Consider the following 20687-nt stretch of genomic DNA (forward strand, 5'->3'; position numbering starts at 1 on the left):
ATGATCGGCAGTCACCCGCAGGCCCGCATATTCTCGTTGCGCGGCAACGTGATTCGACGCCCCTCCGGAGGATCGCCATAGTCGGTACGACGCTGCCGGGGCAGCCGACCAACCGCGTGAGCGATCTCCGCGATGTCGTAGACGGACAGCGTGCGACCGGCCTCCTGGCCGGATTCCGGCGAGAGCTCGCCGTCGAGCAGCAAGCCGCCGATGTCGTCGGCCCCGCCCGCGAGAACGTCGAGGACGACGTCGCGATCGAGCTTGGTCCAGGCGACCTGGATGTGGTCGATGTGTCCGAGCATCATCAGACGCGCGACCGCGTGGACTGCTCGGGTCTCACGAACACCGACCGAGTGGGTGGCCGCGCCGGCGAGGTGAGGTGGTGCGTTCTCGGGCAGCAGCGGCATGACGATCAACTCGTGAAAGCCGTGGGTCTCGTCGGCGATGCGCGCGAGCAGTCGCAGGTGTGCGACCACATGCTCGGGCTCTTCGACGTGGCCGTACAGCAGAGTGGCGGTGGAGAACAGGCCCGCGTAATGGGCGGCGCGGATCGTGTCGACCCACTCCGATACCGGCTGTGGCGCACCTGCGGGATGCAGTGCCGCACGTACCTCGTCGTCGAGAATCTGTGCCGCGGTGCCCGGTACCGACCCGAGTCCCGCGGTGCGCGCCAGCCGGAGGAACTCCGGGACGTCGAGATTCATGCGCGCAGCACCGTCGCGGATCTCGGGTGGTCGGAAGGCGTGCAGGTGCATGTCGGGTGACGCGGCGTGGATTCTTTCGATGATTCGCAGGTAGACGTCGCCGCGTTCATCGCCTGGTATCGCGCCCTGCATGCAGATCTCGGTGGCGCCGAGCGTCCACGCCTCGGCGACGAGCGCCTCGATCGAGACTGCCGAATCGTCGGCCGCGACAACCGCGGTGTCGAAGTTTCGGTTCACCACGAAGGTCATGACGTCGGGATCGGTGACCTCCCTGCGGGCGGCGTCGGCGAGTGCGCACAACGCGAGCAGGTCGTCATCATCGGCGCCGAGCAAGGCCACCCACTCGGCGTCGGTCACCGACGCCGCGCCGGCTCGCACAGCGGCCAATGCCGACCGAACCGATTCGACTGGGGCGGGGCGGTCACTCGCCCACGCGCGCAACACCATGCAGAACACTCTAACGATCGCCGCCGTCGCTACCCCCGGCGGACGCGGCTGGAGAGGCTCAGCGGACGCGGAACCCCGGTCAGGCCTCGGCCTCGGGCAGGCGTCTCGACCACACCAACGCGACGGGTGCACCGAGTCCGATGATCACGAGCAGCAAGGTCGCGAGCGTCATGCTGCCCTGCAGCGCGAGCATCACGTCGCCGCCCGGGCCACCCATGCCGGCCACGGCAAGCACAATCAGCCACGCCACCAGGGGGCCGTACCGCAGCGGGCCGTCGGTGTACTTCGCGGCCAGCCACAGCAGCAGGCAGTTGAGCAGGCCGGCGCCGATCGCAGCGACCGGTACGGGTGTCCCTCCGAGGCGCAGATAGACGAAGCCGACCGAGAGGAGTCCGACGATGAATCCATCGAGGATCAGGAATCCGAGGAGCACGCGGTCGGCGACACGCATCACGCCACTCCGTCGGACGAGCCGTCAGACGCGTGGTCCGAGAAGAAGAGATCCGCAGCCCGGCGCCCAGACGTGAGGCGATCCCGGTTCGACCGCAGCACGAAGTGTTCGTCGCTCATGATCGGTTGCAGGATGTTGTTGCTGAGCGCGTACTCGGTTCCCGACGGCGCGACGGTCACTTGCGTGGCGTGTGCACGCAGCCCGTCGACCTTACGGTCGTAGACGGCGCTGACGTCGATCGCGGCGTCGATCTCGTCGTCGGGATAGCTGGGCAACTCCCCCGTCCCGGGCATCCGCCACCCCTGCGGAACACTGCTCGCCGAGGCCAATCCCTCGTGCAGCGCACTGTGTTCGGTGACCGACTCCCAGACGATTAGCTCACGCCCGGTTCGGGCCTCGACGAGTGGGATCGCCGCCATCGACGCCGTGTGGACCATCTTGTGGTCGGGGTGACCGTAGGTGCCCGCCATGTCGTAGGTGACGAGGACGTGCGGGTCGAACTCGGCGATGACGTTCGCGAGTGTTGCCACGACGTCGTCGAAGCGCGCTTGCGCGAGCGCACGCGGATGCTGCGCCGACGCCGAACCGGCCATCCCCGAATCGCGCCAATGCCCCGCACCGCCGAGGAACTTTGGACGCAGCGGCGCTGCACCCTCCGGAGTGAGCGCGGCCAGCGCATCGGTCAGCTCGCGGATACGGTAGCCGCCGAGTTGATCGGCACCGCCGTCGGCGACCAACTGCGCCCATTCGTCGCCGATCACCTCGCCCTCCTCGCCGAGCGTGAACGTGAGGACGCGCACGTCGACGCCCTCGGCGAGGTACCGCGCGATGGTGCCCCCGGTCATGATCGTCTCGTCGTCGGGATGCGCGTGAAGCAGCAGCAGTCGACGATCGGATCGCTGGTCGCTCACGAGAGATTCCATGTGCTCGCCGTGCCGAAGATCGAGACCTGGATCGGTCCGGACAGCGGAACACGGGTCACCTTGCGCGTCACACCCACCATCATGCTGTCCTGATAGAGCGGCAGATAAATCGACTGCGCTGCCAGCAGCGGTTCGGCCTCGGTCAACTGCGGAAGCGGGTTGTCCGACGACAACGCGTCGCGCGCGAGGCCGATGAGGACGTTGTCGCAGACTCCCGAGGGATTCGACGCGTAGACGTCCTGGGTCGACGTCTGCTGCTGCTGGTCGGGGGCATCGCTCGTGGGGGTCGGCGGCGTCGAGAGGCTCGGTGCCGTACCCGGCTTGGGCTGATCGCAATCGACCTGGGACGCCAGTGCCGCGGCAGGCGGCACGCCGAGGCCCGTCCAGCCAACGGCCATGTCGACACGCGATTCGGTGAGGGCGACCCCATACAACTCGTTGTTGGGCAGGGAGACCACGGCGGCACGGACACCGGCGTTGCGTAGCTGGTCGACGATGTTGGCAGCGGCGGCGGTCGACCGCGCGTCACCGCTGATCGCACCGACGCGCACGGCGAGGTCGCGGCCGTCCTTGGAGAAAGCGGCGACACCGTCGGGTACCGGCGACATGGTCGACGCGGGGTCGGGTGGCGTCGAGGACGACGGGGAGACGGGGGCCGTCGAGGACGACGGGGCTCCCGACGAAGGTGACACAGAACTGGTGGCCGGTGCACTCGAGGGAACCGACGAACCGGCGGGCGGCGTCGAGGTCGGGGTCGGCGCTCCACGCCGGTAGCCCGCCGACCCGAGCAACTCGTCGATCTGCTCGACGCTCGGGCGCTGGCGGTCGACTGCGAAGTACCCCGGATCCGACGGTGCGAGAACGGTGTTCGCGTACGGCGTGACGATGGTGTCGCCCGCGCCCGCGTAGGTGACGACCGCCGGGTCGATCATTCCCAAGATTGCTCGACGAACCGCCACCGAGTTCATCACCGGAGTGCGCGCGTTGACGCTGATACTCAACGCTCGTGACGTCGCCGAGCGCTGCGTCGCGATCCCTGGGACGGCGGCGAGTTCTGCGCTACTGGCGGGCCCGGTGGCCAGCGTCGCGAGCGACGAGTCGCCCGAACGTACGGACTCCACCATCTGCGACGCGGTACCCGCTCTGCGCAACACCACCTGGTCGAGGATCGACGGCTTCACCCAGAAGCGGTCGTTGCGGATCAGGCGCACCTCGTCGCGGGTGGTGTCGATCGAGAACACCGAGAACGGACCAGCCGACACCGGCTTACCGCTGTCCATACCGGTCTGGAATCCGGCGGGCGCCCCCTTCAGGACGTGACTGGGAAGCAGCCAGGTGAACATCTCGCGCCATGCCGGGTATGCGCGCGCGAACTTGACCGTCACCACCTTGCCACCGCTGCTCGACTCCACGGAGTCGATCAACCGGTACCCCGCGGGCGCGACGACGTTGGGCTGTCGAGACATCTGTTGCCACAGGTAGCTGAAATCGTCGCCGGTGACGGGCAGACCGTCGGACCACTGCGCATTGGTGTGGATCTTGTAGGTGACCGTGAACGGCTGCTGCGACGTGACCTCCGCCGAGGTGAGCAGCGCCTCGGAGCGCTGCCAGACAACACCGTCGGGCGTCTGAACGGGTTCGAACGCACTCGGCAGTGTCATCGAGGCGATCGCCGTGGTGACGGGGCTCTGATCGGCGGCGAGATGCGGATTGAATCCCTGGCCGACCGAGTCGGTGGCGACGTAGATCGTCTTCTCCGTCGGGTACTCGGCGGGGGTCTGCGGTGGGGCCTCGGTCTCGCGGACCGGCGGCGGCGGGTCGGACATGCACCCGGCCATCGTCGCGGCCACAACAGCGCTCAGCACCGCCAACAGGAGGTGCCTACGCCGTCGAGAACGGTCAACCGCTCGCGCCCGCATCGGCGGCCTCCTGCCGGTCACCCACTCACCCCCACCATCACGTCCCCATGTTCACGTCAGCACCACCCCGACACTCACGAGGTCGGCTAGCCGGCCGCCTGATCACGCGTCTTGGCTCGCGAACGCTCACGGGCACGCGTGGACGAATCGAGATGCACCTTACGCACACGCACGACCTCGGGGGTCGCCTCGACACACTCGTCTGCTGCGCAGAATTCCATCGCACCCTCGAGCTCGAGATGCATTGGCTTGGCCAGCGTCTCCATGACGTCTGCCGACGACTGACGCATGTTGGTCAGCTTCTTCTCGCGGGTCACATTGATGTCGAGATCCTCCGCACGCGGGTTGATACCGACGACGTGACCTTCGTAGGTGTCGTCGCCCGGATTGACGAAGAACGTGCCGCGGTCGGCGAGCTGGATCATCGCGAACGGCGTCACCGTACCCGCACGGTCACTGACCAGTGAGCCGGTGTGGCGTGCGCGGATCTCGCCCGCCCAGGCGTCGTAGCCGTCGAACACGGCGTTGGCGATGCCGGTGCCGCGCGTCTCGGTGAGGAAGTCGGTGCGGAAGCCGATCAGCCCGCGGGAAGGCACCCGGAACTCCATGCGGACCCAACCGGATCCGTGGTTGTTCATCTGGTCCATGCGACCCTTACGCGCCGCGAGCAACTGGGTCACCGCACCGAGGTACTCCTCGGGGACGTCGATCGTCAGGTGCTCGAATGGCTCGTGCACCTTGCCGTCGACCTTGCGTGTGACCACCTGCGGCTTGCCGACGGTCAGCTCGAAGTTCTCGCGTCGCATCTGCTCGACGAGGATCGCGAGGGCGAGCTCACCACGACCCTGCACCTCCCAGGCGTCGGGCCGATTGATGTCGACGACGCGCAGCGACACGTTGCCGATGAGCTCGCTGTCGAGGCGATCCTTGACCATGCGCGCGGTGAGCTTGTGGCCCTTCACCCGACCGGCGAGCGGCGAGGTGTTGGTGCCGATGATGACCGAGATGGCAGGCTCGTCGACGGTGATGCGCGGCAGGGCAACCGGGTTCTCGGCGTCGGCGAGGGTGTCGCCGATCATGATCTCGGGGATACCGGCGATGGCCACGATGTCGCCTGCGACCGCCGACTCCGCCGGACTGCGCTCCACGCCGACGGTTGCGAGCAGTTCGGTGATCTTGGCGCGCTCGACGACCGGCTCCGCGGTGCCGTCCTCCTTGGTGATCTCACGCATCCAGGAGACGGTCTGGCCCTTCTTGAGGGTGCCGTTGTGGATACGGACCAGCCCGAGGCGGCCGAGGAACGGCGAGGCGTCGAGGTTGGTGACGTGCGCCTGCAGCGGAGCGTCCGCGTCGCCCTTGGGCGCGGGGACGTGCTCCATCAGGACGTCGAAGAAGGGGTCGAGGTTCTCGCCCTCGGGTACCTCGCCGTTCGCGGGCTCCACCGTGCTGGCGATGCCTGCGCGGCCCGAGGCGTACAGGACCGGGAGGTCGAGGACCTGCTCGGCAGCGGCGGCGGCCTCGTCGTCGAGGTCGGAGGCGAGGTCGAGCAGCAGATCGTGGGTCTCGGAGACAACCTCCGAGATGCGCGCGTCAGGACGGTCGGTCTTGTTGACCAGCAGGATGACCGGCAGCGATGCGCTGAGCGCCTTGCGCAGCACGAAGCGGGTCTGCGGGAGCGGACCCTCGGACGCGTCGACGAGCAGCACGACGCCGTCGACCATCGACAGGCCGCGCTCGACCTCACCGCCGAAGTCGGCGTGGCCGGGGGTGTCGATCACGTTGATGACGACCTCGGTGCCGTCGGGCTGACGACGATGCACCGCGGTGTTCTTCGCGAGAATGGTGATGCCCTTCTCGCGTTCGAGGTCTCCGGAGTCCATCACGCGATCGACGAGCTCGGCACGCTCACCGAACACTCCGGACTGGCGGAGCATCGCGTCGACCAGCGTGGTCTTGCCATGGTCGACGTGCGCGACGATCGCGACATTGCGGAAGTTGGGGACAGCGCTCACTGAGCTCTCTTTCATCTTTTTCGACGTCCCGAAGGCATGTGCGGGCCGTCGGCGATCCGGTTTCAGGCACCGGATGTGGACTCTACGACGCTCAACAGGGTATCTGCTCGGACCATGAGAGCGCGATCACACAGGTGGGAGCGTGTTTTGCGGTGCTCTTTCGAGGGGTCGTCATCGTCACCGCGACCGACCACCCGCCTGGACTCCGATCGCCCCGGCGACGGCGAGGATTCCGAGCAGCTCGGTGAGCGCGGGGACTTGCCGCAACGCGATGAAGCCCACCACAGCGGCTGTGACCGGCAGTAATGCGAGCAGCACGGCGAACCGAGCCGGACCCACCGAACGCAGGATGACCTGATCGAGGGCGTACGGAACCGCTGTCGAGAGCACCCCGAGTCCCAGCGCGAGCAGGATGAGCCACCACACGTTCTCGCCGGCTCGCACGGCCGGTCCCACGGTCAGCGCCAGCGGCGACGTCACGATCGCCGCGACAACGAAACCCGTTGTCAGGTCCTCGATCCCCGCCCCGCGGACGGCGACGCGCCGGCCCAGCACGATGTAACCCGCCCAACACGCAGCGGCCACGAGCGCCAGCACGACGCCGAGCACACTCCCCGCCCAGTGCACGTCGACGATGAGTGCCACGCCGATCACCGCGGCGAGCAGCGCCGCGACATCGCGCCTCGTACGTGATCCGGCCGCCGCCACCGCGATGGGACCGAGAAACTCGAGTGCGACCGTCGTGCCGAGTGGCAGGTGGTCGAGCGCGAGGTAGAACGCGATGTTCATCGCGGCCGTCATCAGGCCGAACATGCCCGCGAGGCGCAGCCGCGACCACTGCCACGCGGCACGGCCGGGACGCACCACGATCAGCAGCACGAGGCCTGCCCCGGCGATGCGCAACCACGCGACACCCGCGGGCGACACCACGTCGAAGAGCTCGATCGCGATGGCGGCACCGAGGTACATCGACGTGCCACCCAGGAGCATCAGCGCGGGACCCAGCCAACGCACGTCGCGTGTGGCCGAAGGCCGCTCGACCCGTTGCCGTCGCTGTTGCGTCACAGCCGACGAACCTACTCCGCGCCGCAGTCACCTCGCACGGAAGTTTTCACCGACACGATCGTCGTCAGGACGAACCGGATGATCCTGCCGAGCCCGTCGTCAGTCCGTTCGATGGCGCCTTCCGCACGCATCCGCTCGCCGCGGCTTTCCCGGCGAATCTGTCGGCGAGCCATTCGTAGGCCTCGTTGTATCCGGCGACTCCACCCGCGATGTGGCCCAACGCAGTTCCTCCGATCACCGGAAAGCTGATGTTCCGATACTCGAGTGATCGTGGGTTCTCGGCGCACCACTCGGCGAAGAGCGTCTGACCTTGCGAGACGGGGACCGTCGGGTCAACGGGATTGCTGGACAACAGGATTGGGATATCGGTGGGCTTGCGCATACCGACCTTCTGATCATTCACGCGCGCGGCAAGCGCGGGGGTGGAGTCGATCAGCTCCCCGATTGTCTTGCCGCTGGCCGTCCACGTACTGGTCTTCGGCGATCCGATGAGGGTCGTCGCCACGATGCACTGTCCGCGAACAAGATTCGTCACGCGCTTGCCCTCGGCGTTGAGCAGCGGAGGAATCTGTTGCGCCATATCGGGATACAGCGCCATCGCCCCGTCGATGGCCCACCCGATCGCTCCGCCGAGGCGCTGACCGTCGAGGTGATTGAGCAGACTGCGCAGATCGGTCGGAGCACCGCCCGCATAGATTCCGACAACATGGTTGGCCAGGTCGGGGGCGTAGGAGTCAATCAGTTCCGCTGCAGCGGCCGTCGCGGCGCCGCCCTGCGAATAACCGGCGAGCGCGACCTTGGTGGCCGGATTCACGCCGGGCAGGTGCAACGCGGCGCGTGCGGCATCGATCACGGCGTTGCCCTGGTCGATGCGCATCGCGAAGGTGTGATCGCCGGGTGTCCCCAGTCCGATGTAGTCGGTGCTCACCACGCCGTAGCCGCGCGCGAGCAGGTTGTAGGTGATCAGTGCTTCGATCTCGGCCATCGGTCCGCCGGGTGACGCCACGTTCGGCGAGGAGACCAAACGTGAAGGCGCACACTGGTCGCCCATGCCGTGTGCACCGGGCCCGTAGGAGACGAGGGGACGCGTGCCCGGTCCGGCCCACGGCCGCGACGGTTGCAAATAGTAGCCGCTGACCGCGACCTTCTTGCCGAGAGCATTCGTCGACACATACAAGATCTTCGTCGCCGACGCCGGGATCTTCCCGGCCCGATTGGGCACGGTGATGAACGTCGACATGGACTGTGTCCGAAGCAGTGTGCCTGGCGCGGGAAGCGCGCCCGTCGGCGGTGTGTAGAAGGGGTCGCTGCCACCCGACGATCCCGCCGAACCGCTATCGGCTGAGCCCGACGACCCGAGCGGTGCCGCCGCGGCGCGACCGGCGTCGAACACCGCGCTCGTTCCCAACATCCCGGCGACCGTGAGCGCCACGACGCAAATGATGGTCGCCATCGATCGCCACCGGCCGCCACGCGACCGAACCGTACGCCGATACGGCGTTTCTCCCCCTCGATTGCCCACTCCGACTCCCACTTTCGATTCGACAGCCACAGCGATGTCGCGTGCTCCCCTGGTACGACGGGATGTGCGGATCGCCACCCCCGGTGTTCGGTGTACGACAGTAAACCGAGTGTCGTCTGAGTGCAGGTTCGATTACCGATTCGTGATGTAACGAGTTGACGCTTGCCCTGTCATCGCGCTCGGCGCAGAACCTTTCGGAGTTCGGGCAGCCACGCGGTATCGGCGGGCACCAGCCGGCCCACCGCAGCCATATCGTCGAGTTCGTCGGCGCTCACCCACAGCAGTCGGGAGTGTTCGACCGCCCTCGGCGCACCGTCGACGATCCGCGCCCACAGCGCGACGAGCGTCAGGTCGTGCGAGAGTTCGACGGAGTCGGCGAGGCGTGCACCCACCTCGACGTCGACCTCGAGTTCTTCGCGCAGTTCACGACGCAACGCGGTCGCCAGGTCTTCGCCGTCTTCGACCTTGCCACCCGGAAGCTCCCACAGACCGGCAACCTGTGGCGGATAACTGCGCTGCGCCAAAAGAAGTCGGCCATCGGAGGTGGTGATGGCACCCGCGACGACGATCCTCGTGCTCACCTGCCGATCACCGCCACGTGTTCAGGACGCAACCGCAGCGCGACGGAATCCCCCACGCGCACACCGTCCGGCGACACCGCATCGACCTCACCCACCGATGTCGACACCCGAATCCGCTGGCCTGCAGGAAGATCGGCCACCACGACCACCTCGCCACGAACCGCATCCGCGTCGAGAGTCCGGTCGCGCGCAATTGCTTCCGCGGCGAGCGACTCCGCGCGGAGTCCGAGTTCGCCTGATTCCCAGTCATTGTCGATCCGCAGGGATTCCGGGTCGACGACGCCCAACGACGTGCTGATCACACCGTCGGTTCGTCGCGCCTGCACCACCGTCGTGCATCCGAGGAACTGTGCAGTCCACGTATCGACCGGTCTCTGCCACAGCCGCGCAGGTGGATCCGTCTGCACGATGTCGCCCGACCTCATCACCGAGATCGCGTCGGCAACCAGCGCCGCCTCGGTGTGATCGTGGGTGACCAGGATCGCGGGTGTCGCGGTCGCCCGCACGGCGCGACCGATGTCGACGGCCAGCTCGTCGCGCAGTCTGCGATCGAGTGCGGCGAGCGGTTCGTCGAGCAGCAGCAGTCGGGGGTGGGGCGCGAGCGCACGCGCCAACGCGACGCGTTGCGCCTGCCCGCCCGACAGTTCGTCGACCGAACGCCGCTCAAATCCGGGCAACTGTACGAGTTCGAGCATCTCGGCAACCCGTTCGGCGATCTGTGACCTGCCCATGTGCCTGGCCTTGAGTCCGTAGGCGACGTTGGCACCGACGCTTCTGCCGCCGAACAGTTGACCGTCCTGAAAGACAACACCGAAGTCCCTGCGGTGCGGCGGCACTCGGACCACATCGTCTCCGTCGAGGCGGATACTTCCCCGCTCGACCTCTTCGAGACCTGCGATGGCGCGGATCAGCGTCGACTTTCCACACCCCGACGGACCGAGCAGCGCGGTCACGAGACCGTGCGCCCCGACGCTCCAGTCAAGATCGTCGATCACCGTGTGCGCACCGTAGGAGACGCGCACGCCCTCGAGTTCGAGCTTCACAGCACCGCCCTCGACCGAGGCCTGAGCACTTCGACGGCGAGCATCGCCACGGCGGTCGCCACGACGAGCAGCATCGACGCCGCCATCGCCGTCGCCAATTGTGTTGCGCCGGGACGGTTCAGCGCGGACCCGATCAACACCGGCAGCGTCGTGGTGTCGGCGCGCGCCAGAAAACTCGTCGCACCGAATTCGCCGAGCGCCATCACGAATGCGAATCCTGCTGCGGCGGCCAGCGACCTGCCGATCGCGGGAAGGTCAATGGTGCGCAGCACGCGCAGCGGGCCCGCCCCGAGCGTCGCAGCAGCAGCGCGTGCACGGTCGGGAACCGCGTCGAGCGCGGGCACGAGAATCCCGATCACGACCGGTATCGCGATCAGCGCCTGAACACACGGAATGATCAACGGCGAGGACGCCGTTCGTGCGGGAAGCTCCGACAGCACAATGAGATAACCGAAACCGAGTGTGACAGCACTGATCCCGAGCGGGATGAGCGCCAGGACCGCGCCAACCGTCCGCGCAGCGCCTCGTGCGGTGTGCAGTGCGATCGCGGCCATGACACCGACGACCAGCGCGATCAGCATCGCCAGCAAGGCGGAGAGAAACGAATACCGCAGCGTCGCAAGTGGTGTCACACCGTTCACCGGCTCCGCCAGCGCGCGATAGCCGGCAAGAGTCCACGCGCCGTCACGACCGGGGCGAACCGACCGCACCGCGAGCACCACGATCGGAACGACCAGGCCCACGATCGTCCAGGCCCACGCGAGCGTCGCCGACACCCGCGCCCACCCCCGGAGTCGACGACGCCGAGGCGCGCGCGTGCTCGTGGCGGAACTTCGCGACCGTGCCGTGACGAGGCGGGTGAGCAACAGTGCGACGACCACGACGACGATCTGCAACAGCGACAACGCCACCGCCTCCGGAATCCGGAAGTAGCCGATGGCCTGTTGGTAGATCTCGGTTTCCAGTGTGCGTAGCGTGCCGCCACCCAGGATGATGATCACGCCGAAACTGGTCGAGCAGAACAGGAAGATCAACGTGGCAGCGGCGCCGACCGCGGGCAGCAGCGCGGGGGCGATCACCGTCCGCCACGCACGAAACCGCCCGGCGCCCAACGTGCGTGCGGCATCGAGAGCACGGGTGTCGAGCCCGCGCCACGCCGCGCCGACAACCCTAACCACCACCGCGACGTTGAGAAAAGCGTGCGCGGCCAGCACCGCCCACCATCCGGAACCGATGTGCGCAAAGGCGAGTGGGCCGTCGAAGACCGCTCGGAACGCGACACCGACCACCACCGTCGGCAAGACGAACGGCACCGTCACGACGACGTTCAGCATCATCGCCGACGCTCCTCGCAGCCTCGACGACAACCAGACGATGGGTGCGGCAACCAGGAGCGCCAGCGCCGTCGACGCGGCCGCCTGGGCGAGTGTCACCCCCAGCAGATGAGCCGCGTGTGTTCGCGTGAACAACTCCCCCAGCGATGCGGATCCTGTTGCGGCGTTGCTGTTCTGGGAGATCGCGCGCCACACGAGCGCGGCAACCGGCCAGACGAAGAGCACCCCGAGGAACACCACGGGAACGCCCGCGAGCAGCCAGCGTCCGAGGCGGTTGCTGTTCAGCGACCGACTGCGCTGCGCCATTGCTGAAGCCACGTCTCCCGATTCTGCGCAATGTATGCGGGCGGAAGATTCACCGTCGACTGTGGGATCGGTGCGCGTTGCGCCCAGCCGTCGGGCAACGGCGTGTTCTTCTGCACCGGGTACACGTACATCGACGCCGGAAGCGCCTTCTGCACAGTGGGACTCAGCATGAAGTCGACAAGTTTGCGCGCACCGGCCGCGTTGGGAGCACCCTTGAGTACGCCGACGTACTCGACCTGCCGGAAGCAACTGTCGAGCAGTGCACTCGTCCCCGGCGTCGCAGCAGGCGACGAGGCGTACGACAGCACTATCGGCTTGTCGCCCTTGCCTTCTCCGGCGGTGAAGAGCTGGTTGTACGCGATCTCCCAGCCCGACACGATCGTCGCGCCCGCCGCGGACACCTGCTTCCAGTAGTCCTGCCAGTTGTTACCGAAGACCCCGACAGTGCTGAGCAGATATGCCATACCCGGCGACGACGTACCGGGGTCGATCAGCGCGGCCTGCTTGGCGTAGGTGGGATCGGTCAGGTCGCGCAGACTCTTCGGCGGGGTCTGGCCCTCGCGTCGATACCACTCGTCGTCGATGTTCAGGCAGACGTCGCCACGATCGACTGCCGTCAGCTCGTTGTTCGAGTCGGGCACCACGTATTGATCGGCGCCGTCGGCCAGAGCCGGCGATGCGTACGACTCGAGCGCCCCGGCCTGAATGGGTCGGGTCGCGAACGTGTTGTCGATCCCGTACACCGCGTCACCTTTCGGCGAACCCGGCGTGAGAGACACCGTCGACGCCAGCTGGCCCGCGTCGCCGCTCTTGACGACCTTCAGCGTCTGACCGGTTTCCTTCTTGAACTCGTCGAAGACCGATTGCGGGAGATCGAACGAATCGTGGGTCAGCAGCGTGACCTGAGAATTCGACGACGAATCGTCGCCACACGCGGTCAACATCGACGCTCCGACCGCGACAACCGCTGCGGCCACCGCCCCGGTGCGTACCATCCCTCTGCGCGTACTCCGCTGCCAGTGGGGGCGTCTCACTGCGGTCCGGTCTGTCACCAGCGCTCCTCATCTCCGGGCGATCCACATCTCCTGGTGCTCTTCGCATGCGAGATCGACGCCGTCCGACACACAGAACTCGGGCGACACCACTGAAGAAAGACACACCACCGAGAAGACCGACATTGATCGAACTCCTGTCGATCTAACCAGGTGCATCACAGACGTTCCGCAGACCAGCAGACAGTGCATGTCCGTACGTAACATTCGTAACAATTGCATCACCTGCACCAGAATCGGGGTGCTTGCGGCGTTAGGCTCCCCTGGACACCGCCCCATCGCCGGGGCTTAGAATGACGCGCCGGCGTTTCCGGACGGGGCACCCGGGTAGGGTCCCGAGTGCCGGATATCCAGCGCCCGATATAGACACCGACAACCGATAGGACTCCGACAAGTGCGTCTCTCAGCACTGACCAGTCGCGCCCGCATCGCAGTGGCCGCAGCAACGGTCGCCGTCGCCGCGTCGCTCGCGGCCCCGAGCATCGCGCACGCCGCACCTGCGCCCACCCAGGCCACGAAGGTCGACCAGCGCACGCTGGATTCCCTCGGAGCCTTCGCGCCCGCGATCATCGGCTCGGTCACCACGCCCGGACCGGACGGCAAGGTGAACGCTCAGCTGTTGCAGCAGGCGCGAGCGATGGCCGACCAACCGGGGCTTCCCCCGCAGGTCGCCGCCACCTGGCAGAAGATCACCGACTTCCTCGGCGAACCCGGCCGCAAGCAGGTCGCCCGGATCGAGGCCGCAAAGCCAGGCGATCCGGAGATCCCGCAAGGTCCGAACGCACCGAAGATCCAGGAGTTCCTCTACCCGACGCTCGGCTTCGGCTGCATGCCCGGCGGCGGCAACTCCCTCGGACGAGCTCTCGTGACGGCGGGTCCGCAGAAGGCGCCGGCCCCAGGCCCCAAGCGCGGACAGGCCGGCTATGTCTACACCAGCCTCGGCACCGGCCCCGCGATCAACAATCAGGCCCGCCAGCTGCTGGTCAGCTGGATCAACATCGACAACGGCCGCACCGGTCAGCTCCAGCTCAAGCGCAACGCGCTGATCAACGCGACCAACGGACCGGGCACCTTCACCGGGATCGCCTCCACAGGCAAGGGACGCGTGATCTCCACGATCTACGGCGACGTGACCACCAAGACCAAGGGCAAGGTGCTCAGCTGCACCATCATCCCGACGATCGGACTCGCGATCATCTGATCCGACCCGGGTACCACGCTCGACCGGTACCACTCTCGGCCCGCAGCACCAACGACAAGCCGGGGAAGCAGATCTGCTTCCCCGGCTTCGCCGTTTCCGGCTCCCGATGTGGCCCGAGCCGTCGAATCGGGGTCACCGTGCGGGATCGCATCGGGGTCGCGTGCACATCACAGCTCGGACTCGCGACTTGCAGACCCCACCTCAACCGTGGTCTCTTGTAACTCTAGAAACATCTGTCACATCTGCACCACGCTATTCGCGCGTGGGCTGATGGTCGTGTCGAGGAGAAGCATGATGATGTCGGCCCTACACACCGCACTCGGGCACCGCACCATGACCGGGCAGCGCGAGCAGAACCGCCGTCGAATCCGGGTTGGCGTTGCGGGAGCGGTCACGGCGGCCGCGATGCTGCTCGTCGTACCGGCGACAGCATCGGCTGCGCCCGCGTTGCCGACCGCGCCGACGACACTGGCTCCCGACCCTCAGTCACTCGGCAGTGTCCCGCTCGACCACGAGCTCGCCGAGGCAGTCAAAGCACTCAAGGCCGCAGGCGTCGACCAGTTGGCACTCAAGGCCGCCGAGGCCGTGAAGTCCTCGCTGGGACAGCTCTCCACCGCCGACATCGAGAGCAAACTCAATACCCTCTCCGTTGCCTTCGGTGGCGCTTCGGCATCGCGCGACGTGAGCGCCACCGGCGTCGCCCCCCATCCCGTCGCCGGTTCCGATGTCGCGTCGGTACTCAAAACGCTCGGCATCCAACCGTTCTCGCCCGCGATCGCACCGTTCTGCGCAGCGCCCACCGACGACAACCCGCTCGGGATCGTGACAGGCGCCGCCGGTGCGGCGCCCGGTCCGTGGCCCGCCAAGGAGGAGCCGATGAAGGTTGTCGAGCCCCTGGCGCCGCTGCTGAAACTCATCCCCGGCATCACATTGCCGAAGAAGCTGAATCTCGTCGACAAGGGTGAGACGGCTTTCGCGTTCGTCCCGGCCGCCGTCGGTACCGGCACCGCCGATGACGGTCAGATGCAGGTTGCGTGGTTCAACACCTCGACGCTCCAGGGCGGCTTCGAAAAGCTTGCCCCGGTGACGGATCCGACCGCGCGGGTTCTGCTGCCGATGCTGTCCGGTGTGCGCCTCGCACCGGTGAAGACCGGTAGCGGCACCATTCTCGCCGCCATCTACGGCACGTCGAACAACGCGGGACGCTCGTGCTTCTTCCTGCCTGCGGTCGGCGTGGTGAACGCCAAGTGACCACGTCATCTCGCCGTCGGAGACCGCGGAGGGCACAGGGCAGATCGCTTCGGATTGCGACGTGCGCAGCCGTCGTCTGCGCAAGCCTCGCGGCAGCACCTGCCCTGGCGTCGGCGGCCCCACCAGCGTCGGCCGGTGAGCCGAGCGCGCAGTCCTCCTCGGACCCCGCCAAGACTTCCGACCCCACCAAGTTTTCCGACACCACAACGACTGTCGATGCGGTCACGACAAGCGGGGCGTCGGCAGGCGCGGTGTACTCGCGGCGGCCGATCACCCGATCGGATCTGGTGCCCGGCGCGGCGAGCGGCACGGTGTTCACCTACGCGACCACCGGGGCAGATCACAAGCCGCAACGATCGAGCGGCGTGCTGCTGACACCCTTCGGATCCGTTCCCGCAGGCGGATTCCCGGTCATCGCGTGGGCGCACGGTTCCCGGGGCCTGGCAGACGGGTGCGCTCCGTCGGTGCGGCCGGCTGTCGCTGATCTCGATCAAGCACGGACGTGGCTGTCACGTGGCTACGCGGTGGTGAGCACCGACTACGCGGGACTCGGAACCGCCGGAACACCACAGTATTTCGACACCGATGCGACGGCGCGCAACATCGTCGACGCGGTGCGTGCCACCCAATCATTGCGCAGCGATGTCTCGCGTCGGTGGGCCGTCGTCGGTCAGGGACAAGGTGCCGCAGCTGCGGTCACACTCGCTCGGATCGGGCCGACACTCGGCGGCCCGAACCTGGACTTCCGCGGCGCCGCCGCGTCGTCGATCCCGGCACAGTTCTCGTCGCTGCTCACGAAACTCGGCCCCGGCACCGTCAACCTGCCCGCCGGGTTGACCGCCGACGCCCTCTACACTCTCAGCGCCATCAGCAGCGCGCGCCCGTCAGTGGATGTGGTCGACTACCTCACCGAGAGCGGCAGAAGCTGGTTGAACCGTGCGGCGCAACTGTGCGTCGCCGATCTGACCCGCGAGGTCGACGGTGTGTCGCTGGGATCGCTGTTCTCCAAACCACTCTCGGGCAATCGAGAGCTCGCAGGTGTTCTCGAGGCGGCATCGGTGTTGCCGGTTCGTGGCTTCACCCGACCGGTGATGATGACGCAGGGGCTCGTCGATCCGTCCGTGATCGTGCCGCTGACGCTGAACTACATCAACGACGCCCGGATGGCCGACAGACAAGTCACCCCGCGCCCGTATCTGACTCTGTCCGCTGACGGCGCAAACAAGATGGCCGACAACGACATCCGTTCGTTCATCGCCACCGTCATGCGCTGATGGGTCCTCGACAGCGAGCCGCGTCGGGAGGATTTCGACACCGAGCGGCGTCGGCAGGCTTTCCCCTCGCCTACGCACTCTCATCGGCTGTCGCGAGCGCCGCGGGCGCATTCGGAACACGACGCGCCGCCGCACTCACCAAGCCGATTCCGCTCGCCCTGCTCGCAGGACGCGCACTACTGCGTCGACAGCACCACTACTCCGGTCTGGGCATCGACGATGCGCTGCTCGCCGGTGCCATAGCGTTCTCGGCAGCAGGCGACCGCGCGATGCTTCTGGAGGAGTTCACGCCGACCGACAGCGAAGCCGATCGCGTGACAAAGGATCGTCGACTCGCCACGGGCGCAGCGCTTTTCGGTGCTGCCCAACTCTGTTACTGCGCGCTGTTCTGGCGACGCGGTGCCCGACCGACGGTCAAGGCATTCGCGCCGAGGATGGCGGCCCTGAGTGAGTCGGCCGCAGTCCTGGCCGCCAACCGACCTCGTCCGCTGCTCGTGCTCGCCCCGTACGGCACCTCGTTGGCGGCGATGTCGACGCTCGCGGGCGCCGTCGACTCCCCGCAGCCGTCCGCTCGCATCGGCGGACTGTTGTTCCTCGCATCAGATTTCACGATTCTCAACCGCCGACACCTGATCTCGGGTGCCACCGCGCGCAGCATCAGCGAAGTCTGGGTCCTCGCAAGCTATTTCGCGGCACAGTATCTGCTCACCGATGCAGTCGACGTCGCGGCGTCACCCGACGCAGCCGGCGAGCTCGCCTGACCCGGACCTAACTCGACTTCGCCCGCTTCGTCGCCTCGAAGCGGGAGAGATCGTCTGCCGCAACGGCATCCATCTCCTCGAGTTCGAGACCCTTGGTTTCGCGCACCTTCGCCCTGACGAAGAAGTACGACGCCGCGGCACAGAACGCGAAGAAGCCGTAGACCCATCCGAGTCCGAGGCTCGAGCTGGCCTGCGGGAAGAGCATCGAGATGGTGAAGTTCGCCAGCCAGTTGAACGCGGTACACACACCGAGCGCGACCCCGCGGATTCGGTTGGGGAACATCTCGCTGAGCATGACCCACATGACCGGACCCCAGGTGGCGGCGAACGCGATCACGAAGAGGTTGGCTCCGATCAGCGCCACGACACCCCAGTGCCCATTGAGCGTCAGACACTCGGAATTGGTGTTCCCCGGTGTGCACTGCGTATCGCCGACAGAGCCGGTCTCCTTGTAGTGCGACTGTGTGAAGGCGACGCACGCCATGACGAGTCCGATGAACATGCCCACCGAACCCCAGAGAAGCAGCACTCGCCGCCCGATTCGATCGACGAACAGAATCGCCACGAACGTCATCACCACGTTGATCGCCGACGTGATGACCGACGTGGTGAACGCGGAGTCTGTGCTGAATCCGACGGACGTCCACAGGCTCGTCGAATAGTAGAAGATGGCGTTGATACCGACGAACTGCTGGAAGATCGCCAGCCAGATACCCACCCAGACAAGCGGATGCAGACCGAACGACGGACCGCGCAGATCCGACAGCTTGGCCGACGATTCACGCTTGACGGTCAGTTTGATCTCTTTGACACGATCGAGCGGATGCTGCTCTCCGGTGACCTCCTGCAGGATGCGGGCGGCCTCCTCGTCGCGGTTGTGCCCGACGAGATACCGCGGAGACTCCGGGATCAGCAGCGCGAGAATGCCGTACACGACTGCGGGAATGACGCCGACCAGGAACATCCACCGCCAGGCCTCGAGTCCCCACCACAGGGTGTTCATGGGGTCGCCACCGGGCGCGGCCTGTTGAAAGAGCTTGTCCGACAACAGCGCTGCGAAAATGCCGAGTGTGATGGCCAACTGCTGCATGGATGCGAGCGCGCCGCGATAGCGCGCCGGCGCGATCTCGGCGATGTAGGCGGGGGCGATCACCGAAGCGATGCCGATGCCGAGTCCGCCGATCACGCGCCAGATGAGCAGGTCCCAGACCGTTTGGGTGTACGCGGTTCCGACGGCCGACGCGGTGAACATCACCGCACCGAGGACCATCACGCGTTTGCGACCCCAGACGTCGGCAAGACGACCGGCAAACCATGCACCGACAACGCAACCGAGCAGTGCGATCGCGACGGCGAAGCCCTTGAACAGCGATCCCAGCCCGAAGGTGTCCTGGATGGAGTCGACCGCGCCGTTGACAACGGAACTGTCGAAGCCGAAGAGGAATCCGCCGACGGCCGCTGCGACGCTGACGCCGATGACCCGCGCTGTGTGTTGATCAGATGAAGGGGCAGAACGTGCTTGTGACATTGCCTGACCTCGCCTCGATGCTCGGTTCGCGGGGACGCAGCGCCCCAGACGTGATTTTCACGTTACCCAATGTTGTTCAGCGTGAAGGCGTTTTGCACGGCACCACACGCGAAACCGTGACAGCGCGACGAGATCGAGCTCAGATCGTGACAGTCCGGCGTTCAGGCGGTTGCCGTGCCGCGGCACGTCGAGAACTGCGGGTTGACCATCGGTACGAACGCGATGGCCCCGATCTTCTGTCGAATGACGAACGACACCGGTCCGGAACCCGGATGAATGTCGATCTGCCAGGAGATGTTTCGCGCCCGGCTCGGCGCGCTGACCACACCCGTGCGACCCGTCGCCAGGTTGCGCCACGAGACCGTGACGTCCATCGAGTACTCGACGAGCCCCGGCTTGCCGCGATCGGTGCCGATCAGCTCGATCGCCGGAGGTGGCAGACCGTCCGACGGGAAACGGATGCCGTTGAAGACATCGACGTGGATGCGCAATGGCCCCAAGGGCCACGGATTGGCGCTGTCGCACCTCAGCGAGGTCACGAAGTTGGGGTTGCTGTATTCCGGAATCGCCTGCGCGCCGCCGACGCCGACGGTCGTCAGTCCCGTAATCGCGAGGATTGCCGCACCCACGATCACCGCCATCCGGCGCACCATCAGCCTGCCTGCACCGACTACCCCTTCGCGCATGGCGTCATTGTAGGAGTCCCTAGGATGGAGCCATGGCAAAACTGCAGATTGCCCAAGACCCGGCCGCAGACGAACTGCTGTCGACCGACGCGTTCGCACTGCTCACCGGCATGTTGCTCGATCAACAGTTTCCGATGGAGCGCGCCTTCGCCGGGCCGGCGAAGATCCGCGACAGGTTCGGTTCGCTCGATCCCGAAGCGATCGCCGACGCCGATCCCGAGGCCTTCGCCGACCTGTGCGCCACACCGCCTGCCATCCATCGCTACGGCCGCTCCATGGCAGGCCGTGTGCAGTCGCTCGCCCGGGTTATCGTCGACGAGTACGACGGCGACACCGCGCGCCTGTGGACGACAGCCACCACCGGCACGGAACTGTTCGACCGCATACGCGCACTGCCCGGCTTCGGCGATCAGAAGGCGAAGATCTTCACGGCGCTCCTCGCAAAGCAACTCGACGTCGCTCCGCGCGGCTGGACCACGGTCGTCGGCGACTACGGCAAGAAGGGTTTTCGGTCGGTTGCGGACGTAACCGACCCCGACTCACTGCAGAAGGTTCGGGACTTCAAAAAGGCCGCCAAGGCAGCAGCCAAAGCGGGCGATCAGGCGTCGTCGAAAGGCTAGGGTGTCG

General features: G+C 66.7%; 18 protein-coding genes. 5 read left to right on the forward strand and 13 right to left on the reverse strand.

The features are described 5' to 3' along the window. Positions 1-11: 11 nt before the first annotated feature. The 11 genes from A5785_RS14725 to A5785_RS14775 all read right to left on the reverse strand — a co-directional run bounded on the left by A5785_RS14725 (position 12) and on the right by A5785_RS14775 (position 13302). Complete coding sequence (locus tag A5785_RS14725; RefSeq protein WP_064867192.1) at positions 12-1151, reverse strand: hypothetical protein; 1140 nt, start codon at positions 1149-1151, stop codon at positions 12-14. A 79-nt stretch (positions 1152-1230) separates the two neighbouring features. Beyond that, on the reverse strand, positions 1231-1602 hold the full coding sequence (locus A5785_RS14730) for a hypothetical protein (protein ID WP_005207381.1): 372 nt from the start codon (positions 1600-1602) through the stop codon (positions 1231-1233). Next, positions 1602-2525 carry an N-acetyl-1-D-myo-inositol-2-amino-2-deoxy-alpha-D-glucopyranoside deacetylase gene (mshB, locus tag A5785_RS14735; protein ID WP_051993949.1) on the reverse strand — a complete coding sequence of 308 codons (924 nt, stop codon included), beginning with the start codon at positions 2523-2525 and terminating at the stop codon, positions 1602-1604. Before mshB ends, A5785_RS14730 begins: the two co-directional genes overlap by 1 nt. Next, a complete protein-coding gene (locus A5785_RS14740) occupies positions 2510-4444 on the reverse strand; it encodes an ABC transporter family substrate-binding protein (protein ID WP_051993951.1) in 1935 nt (644 codons plus the stop codon). The genes mshB and A5785_RS14740 overlap by 16 nt, the downstream gene beginning before the upstream one ends. An 86-nt stretch (positions 4445-4530) precedes the next feature. Further along, positions 4531-6456, reverse strand: a complete 1926-nt coding sequence (typA, locus tag A5785_RS14745) for a translational GTPase TypA (RefSeq protein ID WP_039856245.1) — start codon at positions 6454-6456, stop codon at positions 4531-4533. A gap of 177 nt (positions 6457-6633) precedes the next feature. After that, positions 6634-7521, reverse strand: a complete 888-nt coding sequence (locus A5785_RS14750; RefSeq protein ID WP_005207385.1) for an EamA family transporter — start codon at positions 7519-7521, stop codon at positions 6634-6636. A gap of 64 nt (positions 7522-7585) precedes the next feature. Continuing rightward, entirely contained in the window at positions 7586-8974 is a 1389-nt protein-coding gene (locus A5785_RS14755) for a lipase family protein (RefSeq protein ID WP_005207386.1), read from the reverse strand. Between the two features lie 239 nt (positions 8975-9213). Then, on the reverse strand, positions 9214-9624 hold the full coding sequence (locus tag A5785_RS14760; protein WP_005207387.1) for an NUDIX domain-containing protein: 411 nt from the start codon (positions 9622-9624) through the stop codon (positions 9214-9216). Beyond that, the gene (locus A5785_RS14765) at positions 9621-10667 is read right to left on the reverse strand and encodes an ABC transporter ATP-binding protein (RefSeq protein ID WP_064867194.1); all 1047 of its coding nucleotides are present in this window, start codon (positions 10665-10667) and stop codon (positions 9621-9623) included. The genes A5785_RS14760 and A5785_RS14765 overlap by 4 nt, the downstream gene beginning before the upstream one ends. Continuing rightward, positions 10664-12307, reverse strand: coding sequence for an ABC transporter permease (locus A5785_RS14770; protein WP_064867196.1), 1644 nt, complete (start codon positions 12305-12307; stop codon positions 10664-10666). Before A5785_RS14770 ends, A5785_RS14765 begins: the two co-directional genes overlap by 4 nt. Further along, positions 12283-13302, reverse strand: a complete 1020-nt coding sequence (locus A5785_RS14775) for a thiamine ABC transporter substrate-binding protein (RefSeq protein ID WP_064867198.1) — start codon at positions 13300-13302, stop codon at positions 12283-12285. Before A5785_RS14775 ends, A5785_RS14770 begins: the two co-directional genes overlap by 25 nt. Positions 13303-13753: 451 nt before the next feature. Between A5785_RS14775 and A5785_RS14780 the strand changes: the two genes are divergently transcribed. The 4 genes from A5785_RS14780 to A5785_RS14795 all read left to right on the forward strand — a co-directional run bounded on the left by A5785_RS14780 (position 13754) and on the right by A5785_RS14795 (position 17846). Continuing rightward, positions 13754-14560 (forward strand): Rv1157c family protein, encoded by an 807-nt coding sequence (locus A5785_RS14780; RefSeq protein WP_064867200.1) that lies wholly within the window; start codon positions 13754-13756, stop codon positions 14558-14560. A 294-nt stretch (positions 14561-14854) separates the two neighbouring features. Continuing rightward, positions 14855-15811 (forward strand): hypothetical protein, encoded by a 957-nt coding sequence (locus A5785_RS14785; RefSeq protein WP_082946583.1) that lies wholly within the window; start codon positions 14855-14857, stop codon positions 15809-15811. Next, the gene (locus A5785_RS14790; protein WP_064867204.1) at positions 15808-17085 is read left to right on the forward strand and encodes a lipase family protein; all 1278 of its coding nucleotides are present in this window, start codon (positions 15808-15810) and stop codon (positions 17083-17085) included. The genes A5785_RS14785 and A5785_RS14790 overlap by 4 nt, the downstream gene beginning before the upstream one ends. After that, positions 17085-17846: a lysoplasmalogenase family protein gene (locus A5785_RS14795; protein WP_005207394.1), complete on the forward strand. Its 762-nt coding sequence runs from the start codon at positions 17085-17087 to the stop codon at positions 17844-17846. Before A5785_RS14790 ends, A5785_RS14795 begins: the two co-directional genes overlap by 1 nt. 7 nt (positions 17847-17853) lie before the next feature. On the opposite strand, the gene A5785_RS14800 is transcribed toward A5785_RS14795, so the two are convergent. Beyond that, the gene (locus tag A5785_RS14800; RefSeq protein WP_005207395.1) at positions 17854-19374 is read right to left on the reverse strand and encodes a sugar porter family MFS transporter; all 1521 of its coding nucleotides are present in this window, start codon (positions 19372-19374) and stop codon (positions 17854-17856) included. A gap of 161 nt (positions 19375-19535) precedes the next feature. Beyond that, the gene (locus A5785_RS14805; RefSeq protein WP_039856249.1) at positions 19536-20015 is read right to left on the reverse strand and encodes a hypothetical protein; all 480 of its coding nucleotides are present in this window, start codon (positions 20013-20015) and stop codon (positions 19536-19538) included. 77 nt (positions 20016-20092) lie between these two features. Here A5785_RS14805 and A5785_RS14810 point away from each other — a divergent pair, with 77 nt between their 5' ends. Then, positions 20093-20680, forward strand: coding sequence for an HhH-GPD-type base excision DNA repair protein (locus A5785_RS14810; RefSeq protein ID WP_064867206.1), 588 nt, complete (start codon positions 20093-20095; stop codon positions 20678-20680). Positions 20681-20687: the final 7 nt, after the last annotated feature.

Source organism: Gordonia sp. 852002-50395_SCH5434458 (genome assembly GCF_001665905.1).
In the GTDB taxonomy this organism is placed as follows: Bacteria; Actinomycetota; Actinomycetes; order Mycobacteriales; family Mycobacteriaceae; genus Gordonia; species Gordonia jacobaea.